The organism is Nostoc sp. CHAB 5715 (assembly GCF_020829685.1).
In the GTDB taxonomy this organism is placed as follows: Bacteria; Cyanobacteriota; Cyanobacteriia; order Cyanobacteriales; family Nostocaceae; genus Nostoc.
In genome coordinates this window covers 1-2,153 of sequence record NZ_JAIVFR010001148.1, presented here as the reverse complement: position 1 = coordinate 2,153, position 2,153 = coordinate 1, and the positions used below count along the sequence as shown (strand labels likewise).

3 protein-coding genes are annotated in these 2,153 nt (G+C 39.4%); 1 reads left to right on the top strand and 2 read right to left on the bottom strand.

From position 1 onward, the window contains the following. The first annotated feature begins 279 nt into the window (after window positions 1-279). Window positions 280-444 carry a hypothetical protein gene (locus tag LC574_RS37030; RefSeq protein WP_306422223.1) on the top strand — a complete coding sequence of 55 codons (165 nt, stop codon included), beginning with the start codon at window positions 280-282 and terminating at the stop codon, window positions 442-444. A 175-nt stretch (window positions 445-619) separates the two neighbouring features. Here the strand turns inward: LC574_RS37030 and LC574_RS37025 are convergent, their stop codons facing one another. Then, on the bottom strand, window positions 620-1,030 hold the full coding sequence (locus LC574_RS37025; RefSeq protein WP_267871815.1) for a type II toxin-antitoxin system VapC family toxin: 411 nt from the start codon (window positions 1,028-1,030) through the stop codon (window positions 620-622). After that, complete coding sequence (locus LC574_RS37020; RefSeq protein ID WP_229458607.1) at window positions 1,014-1,229, bottom strand: hypothetical protein; 216 nt, start codon at window positions 1,227-1,229, stop codon at window positions 1,014-1,016. The genes LC574_RS37025 and LC574_RS37020 overlap by 17 nt, the downstream gene beginning before the upstream one ends. Window positions 1,230-2,153 lie beyond the last annotated feature (924 nt).

The window sequence follows — 2,153 nt, the reverse complement described above, 5'->3', positions numbered from 1 at the left end:
TAATAGCTAACAGCTTTGTCAAAAACACCCAAAAACTACGCGCCCATCTCTTAGTCACCTCGGTAGATACATTGTCCGTATTTATTTATCTTTACATAGTTTGGTTTTTTCACGCCGACTTACTTAATATTTGATTTATGAAAAAGCTCGGTACAGATCGAAAAGCCTAATTCCTTATTCCCTACTCCCTACTCCCTACTCCCCACTCCCCGCCCACGTAGATAATTTCAAAAATCAAATACGATTCCTATATATAAGTGGTGAATTTGGTGAAAAGCAATGTTGAAATCAGTTGAAGGTGTTTACAAACACGGCAAAATCGAACTTGTCGAATTACCATTAGATGTATTAGAAAGCCGAGTTATTGTCACATTTTTAGAGCCAGAGACAACCCGAAAACAAACCCAGATGATGCAGTTTGGTATGTTTTCTGGGAAGAATTAGTCTACGGAAGAGGATTTTAAAATTGCTGAATTTCACGGAGATAAAGAAGATAGCTTAGACTGGTCATAAGTAATTTATGAAGTATGTCATCGATACTCATGCACTAATTTGGTTCCTTGAAGGAAATTCCCGTTTGGGTGCAATCGCTACTCACAAAACCAACTCAGTTTCCAACTTATCTCATTAAAGCTTGAAAACCTGCTTGTACAAAATGCTGATCAAAAGTTAAAGCTTGAGAGACTTCAGCTTGCTTCATAACTACAAACGAAATACAATCAACTAAACCCCATGCTTTATCTTGATGGGTTTTGTAAAGTGTGAATGCTTGTGCGAATAATCCTGGAGTGAGTCGCACAATTTCCACTTCATCTGAGCCAAAGAAATGCTCGATAATCTCAACAGCCTCATTTTTGTAGTTACGAGCTAGTGCATTACCAATTTCTAAAAGTACTGCATCAGTTGTGATTAAGAGTTGAGTTTCTAAGCTATCGGCTAATTCGGAGGCTCGCTGGTGATATTGGTCACGCTGATTAATTAAAGCTACCACAAATAATGTATCAACAAAGATTTTATTTATTACCCTCATCCCCAGCTAGATAAGAATCAAGGTTGCTAGCGAAATCCTCTGGAGCATTTATCTTGATTTGTTTCAATTTTGACATGAAACTCAGTTTTTTCAGATGTTGTTTAGATTGGGCAAAATCTTTGATTAAAAGATATAGTTCATCTAGATATTCTTCGTTAAGACTATCAATTTCAGCATGAATTTTGTCTTTTGCAGTCATTTCTACCTTTCCTATAAATACCATACTCATTGTAACTTTTAAGATAACGGGAGAGCGATCGCCCTCCCAAACCAATCAAGCAACCGCGATCGCATCTCCACAAACTTAAACCCAATCGCACCTCCACAAAACCCAAAACGCGATTGATCGCCCATATCCCCACCTACTCCGGTAAACCCTCTAAATTCTCTCGCGTCACCGTAGCCATATATTCATCCTGATACTCAACATATAAGTAGTCGGACACAATTAATTACACACTGTCATTGCGAATGGAGCGAAGCGAAATGAAGCAATCGCAAGGGTTGAGATTGCTTCGCTTCGCTCGCAATGACTGTAAATATTTTTGTCCATCTACTTATCTCCAACGCTGTCTGCAAATTAGCCCTAGCCTCTGCGTAATTCTCCTGCGTTTGTGCAAGCAATCCTAATTGTCCGTAAGTGCTAGCACTCGAATAGCGATCGCCAAATTCACCAGAAAAACTCCGCGCAAGCTGACGCATTAACAATGCAAGTTCGGAAATTAGTTATGATTCCTACAGTCATTGCACCCCACCCTGCCAAAGCTATGCTTTGTCTCCCCTCCCCAAGAATAAGGCTACGGTTACACACAAGTCTGAAGTAGCTCATCAACTTGGGTTTGAGCGTAAATTTTACCCCACTCTAACCGCTTAACCCTCAAAACTAGTTGCCAAAATTGAAGCGTTTGCAACAATTGCTCCTTCATGTATAAGCAGTTGCTGCAAATACTTCATGCTTTGCAACAATTACTTCTTCATGTATAAGAAACGTTTAAATCATTGCAGCAATCGTTGTAATTAACTTATGAGTTGCTCTATAGTGCGATTGCAAACCGTCTACCATGAGAATTGCTTGGCGCAGATAGCATTAATTCTCGCTAATTACTGCTGTAAGTCAATCTGG